Genomic DNA, 5956 nt, shown 5'->3' on the forward strand with positions numbered 1-5956 from the left:
CTCGTATCCCTGAGCGCACGCTGGAATTTCTTCTCCAGCGCCTTTTCGACCTTGGCCACCATCGCCGCGGCTGTGGTGAACGAGCCGGCTGGATCGGCAAATACCGAAACCTGGAAAGGCGGCACCATCGCCTTCTTCGCGGCGTCGAACATGTCGAGCGCCAACGAGGCATCCTTCCCGGCGATGAAGATGCCGGTGTCGACACCCGCATCCGGCGGGCGTGAAAAGATCGCGTCCTGGACCAGTCCCGTCACTTCGGCCAGGCCCACATCGACATAGGGGACGACGGCGTCGAAACCTGCGTCGAGCGCCATGTTCACGTCGAAGGGGCTCATCTGCTTCAACGGTGTCAGCATGTGCAGGATGTGTTTGCGGGCCATTTCTTGCCTTTCTGCCTGAAACTGAAGCGTCAGCTGCCGACGAGATCCAGCCTGGTTGAACTGATCTTCGCGCCGGAGTTCCTGCCCTTGACGATCTTGACCTCAAGGCCGCCCTCAACTGTCGTCTTCCGAACCGCGTCGACGAACTTGAGTGCGGCGTCCTGCGATGGCGCGAAGGCAAAGCCTGTCGGCCCCCAGGAACTCTGGCCGATGCCGACGGCGCCTGCTTCATTGAGACAGTGGGCCACCATCTCGACCCGCTTCGAGGTGAACACGCCGCCCTGGGCCGGGGCGAAATGGCTGCCGATCAGCATCTGTATCGCGGTGACGGCGGCGCCGAATGCCGGAAGGTCCCGCTCGACCAAAGCCGGCATTATGCCCATCAGCACCCTCCGGCAGATCTCCCCACTGCCTGCCGTTGGGAATGGCGGCAGCGAGCGAAACGCCGCAACCTCGGCTGCTCCATGCAGTCCATGCCCGGAATGGTCGAGGATGAGGAGGACGCGCCACTCTTCCGGAAACGGCAGCCGCGCGACGACCGGAGGCGTTCCGCCGCGGTCGTTCTTGCCGGCGTCGACTATGACGCCGCCGTCTTCGAAACTTGCGATGCCGATGCCGGATCGGCCGCCCCGCTCGAGCAGGTTAGCGTCGCCGGCGATGTCCAGAGGCAGATTGTGGAGCGTGCGCAACGCCGAGGCGACGGCAAGGGCGATCTGTGTGCCGGAGCCCAGACCCGCATGACTGGGGATCGACTGCTCTACCACCAGATGGTGCTGGCCGCGAATGCCAAGATGCTTGCAGAGCGTCGATAGATGCTCGCTGGCGCGGGTGCTCTCGGAGCCTTCGACGATGGTCTCGCTGGACCGCGACAGGGTGACGACGGTTTCGGGTTCGCTCAATGGAAGCCCGACGCTGCCGAACCGCCGTCCAGCATCGCCATTGAGATCAAGGAAGCCAAGGTGCAGGCGAGCGGGCACTCGTATGGTAACAGAATTCGACATCTGCCCCCCGATGGGTGCATCATGGATGCATCATGGAAGTTTAGGTGCCCGGTACCATGATAACTGTTTTCGTCGATGGGGCAAGCCAAAGAGAACGCATACGTGTTTGCCGGCTCCGGCGTGTGACAGACCGAGCAATTCGCGGAGGTCGAGATGAACGAGACAGTCAAGGAAAAGGTCTATTCGGAAGCCGAGATCGCCGACCGGCTTGAGAAGGAGTTGCCGAAATGGCGTTATGAAAACGGCTGGATCCGGCGCAAATACAAGACCCACAGCTGGAAATCGACGCTCATGGTCATCAACACGGTTGGTCATCTCGCCGAGGCGGCGTGGCACCATCCTGATATCACCGCCTCCTATGCCTGGGTCGAGGTGCGCCTGACGAATCACGCGGCGAAAGGCATTACCGACAAGGATTTCGAGTTGGCGAAAAAGATCGAGGACGTTGTCCAGTGGCAGCCGGCCAAGGAAGGCGGGGCACTGGAGGGCACTCCACTGACCGATCAACGCTTCGCTTACGTCAAATATGACTAAGCAGGGTCGGAATTTGTTGACGCGTATGAAAACATTCGCTGATCCGCTGCAGGGTGGGGTTCACGGCCAATCCAGTTTCGTCTAGGATCGAGCCGGCACCAGAAAGTAGTTTAGCGAATGGCGGTTGCTTGGATCGGCAACCGGGAAGCGCTGATTGAGCACGCGGCTGCGCATGCCGCGTCGCTATTGTCGTCAAGTCGGTGCCCGGTTTTCAGCTTTGATACGGATATAGATGGCACGAGGGCGGCGATCGCGCTGGCTGAGCGGGCTGGCGCGGCATACGACCATGCCGATGGTGCGGCACTTGCCCGAGAGACCGCGCTTTTTACCGACAAGGGGGCAATGACCGTCGCCCCCGGAGAGACGCGCCGGCGTGCCGATGTCGTGGTGATCGTGGGCGAGCTCCCGCGGATCCATCATGGTCTTGTCGGCGAACTTGCCGGGACGGTTCCCGACCTCTCGACCGGCAACCAGCGCGCGTTCTTCGTGGTAGGCCCAAACGGGATGTCTGTGCCGCCGCTGAACGGCGGACGCAAGGCAACGCAACTTTCCTGTGGCCAAGCTAGCCTCACCGCCACGCTGGCGGCACTGAGGGCACAGTACAAAGGGCGGCGTACATCGCAACCGGTGTCGAATTTCAATGATTTTGCCAAAGCTCTGGCGGCCGCGCATTTTCCCGTGTTCCTGTTTTCAGGCCACGCCGCCGAAGGCTTGGCATTGGAGATGCTGCAAGGACTGATCGCCGATCTCAATCGCAAATCGCGCGCATCCGGCCTTTATCTGCCGGCGAGCGAAAACGGGTGGGGAAGCGCGCTCGCCTCGGCCTGGATGACAGGTTTTCCGCTGCGCACCGGCTTTGCGCGCGGCCTCCCTGAATTCGATCCCTGGCGCTGCGATGTGGAGCGCATGATCGCTGCCGGCGAAGCTGACCTGCACCTGCGGATCTCCGCCGCAACGGCCCAACTACAGAAAAAAAGGGCACGCATGGCGCTGATTGTGCTGACGAAAACGGAAAAGCCGGTTGCCGGCGCCGCAGTCACCATGGCCATCGGCGAGGCTGGGGTCGATCACGATGCGGTTGTCTACTCCAGCCGCACGGGCTCGCTCAGGTCGATCGATGCGCAAGCGGCCTCGCAATTGCCCTCCGCCGCGACGATCATCCGCCTGATCGCTACCCACGCTTTCCTCGAGCCACTGCCATGCTGACGAAAATCGCCGACGGCGACATCATCGATCCCGTCAACGGCCGTCTCGGCAAAGGCGACCTCTGGATCAAGGACGACAAGATCGTTCCGGCGCCGGCGGGAGGGGCGGCCGACCGGACCGTCGAAGCCAGCGGCTGCATCGTGATGGCTGGCGCCATCGATATCCACTCCCACATCGGTGGCGGCAATGTGAACACCGCGCGGCTGCTCTTGCCCGAACAGCATGCCGCCCATCAGCTGCGGCCAGCAATGACGCCGCTCGCCAATGCCGGCTGGTCGACGTTCCAGACCGGCTGCCTCTACGCAAAGATGGGCTTTACGACGGTCGTCGAGCCGGCGATGTCGCCGGGAGCGGCGCTGCACACGCATCTCGAACTGGCTGACATCCCGATTATCGACAAAGCGACCCTTGCCATTCTCGGCAACGACGATTTCCTGTTGTCGATGATCCGCGACGACGCCCCCCGGACGATGATCGAGGACTATGTCGCCTGGACGGTCGCTTCGACGCGAGCGCTTGGGGTCAAGGTGATCAACGCCGGTGCGGCGGCCGCCTTCAAGGAGAACGTCCGCACCTTCTCGCTGGATGATGTCGTGCCTTCCTATGGCGTCAGTTCGCGCAAGATCGTCAAGACGCTGCAGGCCGCCGTCGACAGTCTTGGCTTGCCGCATCCCTTGCATGTCCATTGCAACAATCTGGGCAGCCCCGGATCGGCGGATACGGCGGCTGCGACGATTGCAGCGGCGGATGGACTGCCGCTGCATCTCGCCCACCTCCAGTTCTATGGCTATGGCACGGAAGGAAAACGCGGGTTTTCCTCTGCCGCCGCACGGCTTGCCGAACTGGTCAACGCGACGCCGGAAGTCACCATCGATATCGGCCAGGTGATGTTCGGCCAGACGGTCACGGTCTCCTCCGACGTCATGCGGCAGTTTTCGGCGCGTGGCAGCGCACACCCGAAAAAGACCGTCATTCATGACGGTGACGGCAATGGCGGCGGCATCGTGCCCTACAGCTATGGCAAGGACTTCTACGGCACGATGCAGTGGGCGATCGGGCTCGAGCTTTTTCTCCTGATCGACGATCCCTGGCGTGTGTTCTTCACCACCGATCATCCCAACGGTGCACCTTTTACCGCCTATCCGGCGCTGTTCGAACTGCTGATGAGCCGGGAAGCGCGCGCCGAAATGGCCGCCGGACTTTCACGATCCGCCCTGGTGCTCTCTACCCTGGCCGCAATCGACCGCGAATACACGTTCGAGGAAATCGCCATCATGACGCGCGCGGCGCCAGCCAAGCTGCTCGGCTTGACGGATCGAGGCCATCTCGGCGCCGGCGCAACAGCCGACGTCGCTGTCTATCGCAGGGACCGCAGTATCGCCAAAATGCTCGGAGAGGCGGCGTATGTTTTCAAGGATGGCGATCTCGTCGTGCAAGACGGGGAAATCATCCATTACCGCTGGGGCAAGGCATTGAGGCTCAAGCCGCCTGTCGACAAGGCAATGGTGCGACGGCTCGAGGACTATCACCAGCAGCGCTACGGCCTGTCGCTGGACTGGTTTAATTTCCCGGATTCCGCGATTGCGCGCGAACAGCCATTCGGCGAGGTGCCATGCCGAACATGAGCATCAATGGCGTAACGATCGACGATACCTTCGCGGAAGCCTTCGGCATGCGCGCAACCGCCATCGTCATCACCGCGCCGAGCCGGAAATGGGCTCGCCAGGCGGCGATCACAATGACCGGCTTCGCCACCTCGGTGATCGGTTGCGGCTGCGAAGCGGCAATCGATCTCGACCTGCCGCCATCGGCCACACCGGATGGCCGGCCGGGCTGCCGCGTCATGATTTTCGCGATGGGAACGGACGAATTGCAGAAACAACTGCTCAATCGTGTCGGCCAGTGCGTTTTGACCTCGCCGGGTTCCGCCTGCTTTGCCGGGCTGCAGGGCAGCGCCGAGCTCAAGCTCGGTTCGGCACTGCGTTATTTCGGCGACGGCTGGCAAATCTCCAAGAAGATCGGCGACAGGCATTTCTGGCGTATTCCCGTCATGGATGGCGAGTTCCTGTGCGAAGCAACGACCGGACTGACGAAGGAAGCTGTCGGTGGCGGCAATTTCTTTGTCATGGCGCAAAGCAGCGCCAACGCTTTGGCCGCTGCCGAGGCCGCCGTCGGTGCGATCGGCATGGTGCCTGGCGCCATCGTGCCGTTTCCGGGCGGCATTGCCCGTTCGGGTTCCAAGATCGGTGGCAAATACAAAGGCATGATCGCCTCGGCCAACGAAGCCTACGCGCCGACACTGCGCGGCGTCGTCGCGAGTGAACTCGGTCCCGACATCAACGCCGTCCTGGAAATCGTCATCGATGGTGAGACCAATGATGCAGTTGCCGCCGCGATGAAGGCGGGCATCAAGGCTGTCATAGAGCTCGGACCGCAAAGAGGCGCGGTTCGGATCAGCGCCGGCAATTACGGCGGCAAGCTCGGGAAATTCATCTACTCGCTGAAGGATATGCTGCCATGAAGGCGCTGACCTTCACCCTGGTTGCCGAGCCGCCGGAGCGCCTTGACCTGTCGCCGCTGACGCCGGAGCGGCTGGCCGGGATCGAAAGGCGCGACGTCGAAAGAATCCAGATCGGCATGTCGAAGCTCGGATCGAAGGTGGGCGACATTTTTCGCGTCGCCGGCAGCGATCCGGCAAGCATCGTGTTCGAGGGCGGAAGCATGCGCCTTGACCTTGTGGCGCAAGGCATGCGGGGTGGGTCGGTTCGCCTCGTTGGCAATGCCGGCGCCCAGGCCGGGCGCGCCATGCGGGGTGGCAAGCTCACGATCGAAGGC

At 62.4% G+C, this 5956-nt stretch carries 6 protein-coding genes and 1 pseudogene; 5 read left to right on the plus strand and 2 right to left on the minus strand.

Features of this window, described 5'->3' with window-relative positions:
- Positions 1 to 380 (minus strand): methylene-tetrahydromethanopterin dehydrogenase N-terminal domain-containing protein (locus EN884_RS22185; RefSeq protein WP_281034835.1); only part of this gene is annotated, 380 nt, incomplete at its 3' end.
- A 29-nt stretch (positions 381 to 409) separates the two neighbouring features.
- On the minus strand, positions 410 to 1381 hold the full coding sequence (locus EN884_RS22190; protein WP_024504393.1) for a beta-ribofuranosylaminobenzene 5'-phosphate synthase family protein: 972 nt from the start codon (positions 1379 to 1381) through the stop codon (positions 410 to 412).
- Positions 1382 to 1534: 153 nt separating this feature from the next.
- Between EN884_RS22190 and EN884_RS22195 the strand changes: the two genes are divergently transcribed.
- The 5 genes and pseudogenes from EN884_RS22195 to EN884_RS22215 form a co-directional block, all read left to right on the plus strand.
- Entirely contained in the window at positions 1535 to 1915 is a 381-nt protein-coding gene (locus EN884_RS22195) for a 4a-hydroxytetrahydrobiopterin dehydratase (RefSeq protein WP_013532029.1), read from the plus strand.
- A 342-nt stretch (positions 1916 to 2257) separates the two neighbouring features.
- Positions 2258 to 3121 carry a tungsten formylmethanofuran dehydrogenase gene (locus tag EN884_RS22200; RefSeq protein WP_206534989.1) on the plus strand — a complete coding sequence of 288 codons (864 nt, stop codon included), beginning with the start codon at positions 2258 to 2260 and terminating at the stop codon, positions 3119 to 3121.
- A complete protein-coding gene (locus EN884_RS22205; RefSeq protein ID WP_063167858.1) occupies positions 3115 to 4746 on the plus strand; it encodes a formylmethanofuran dehydrogenase subunit A in 1632 nt (543 codons plus the stop codon). The genes EN884_RS22200 and EN884_RS22205 overlap by 7 nt, the downstream gene beginning before the upstream one ends.
- Positions 4734 to 5642 (plus strand): formylmethanofuran--tetrahydromethanopterin N-formyltransferase, encoded by a 909-nt coding sequence (gene fhcD / locus EN884_RS22210; RefSeq protein WP_063167859.1) that lies wholly within the window; start codon positions 4734 to 4736, stop codon positions 5640 to 5642. Before EN884_RS22205 ends, fhcD begins: the two co-directional genes overlap by 13 nt.
- Positions 5639 to 5956 (plus strand): annotated as a pseudogene (locus EN884_RS22215) (formylmethanofuran dehydrogenase subunit C); the annotation flags it as partial. The gene fhcD and the pseudogene EN884_RS22215, both read left to right, overlap by 4 nt.

Origin of the sequence: Mesorhizobium sp. M7A.F.Ca.AU.001.01.1.1 (assembly GCF_004022735.1) — a bacterium.
In the GTDB taxonomy this organism is placed as follows: domain Bacteria; phylum Pseudomonadota; class Alphaproteobacteria; order Rhizobiales; family Rhizobiaceae; genus Mesorhizobium; species Mesorhizobium ciceri.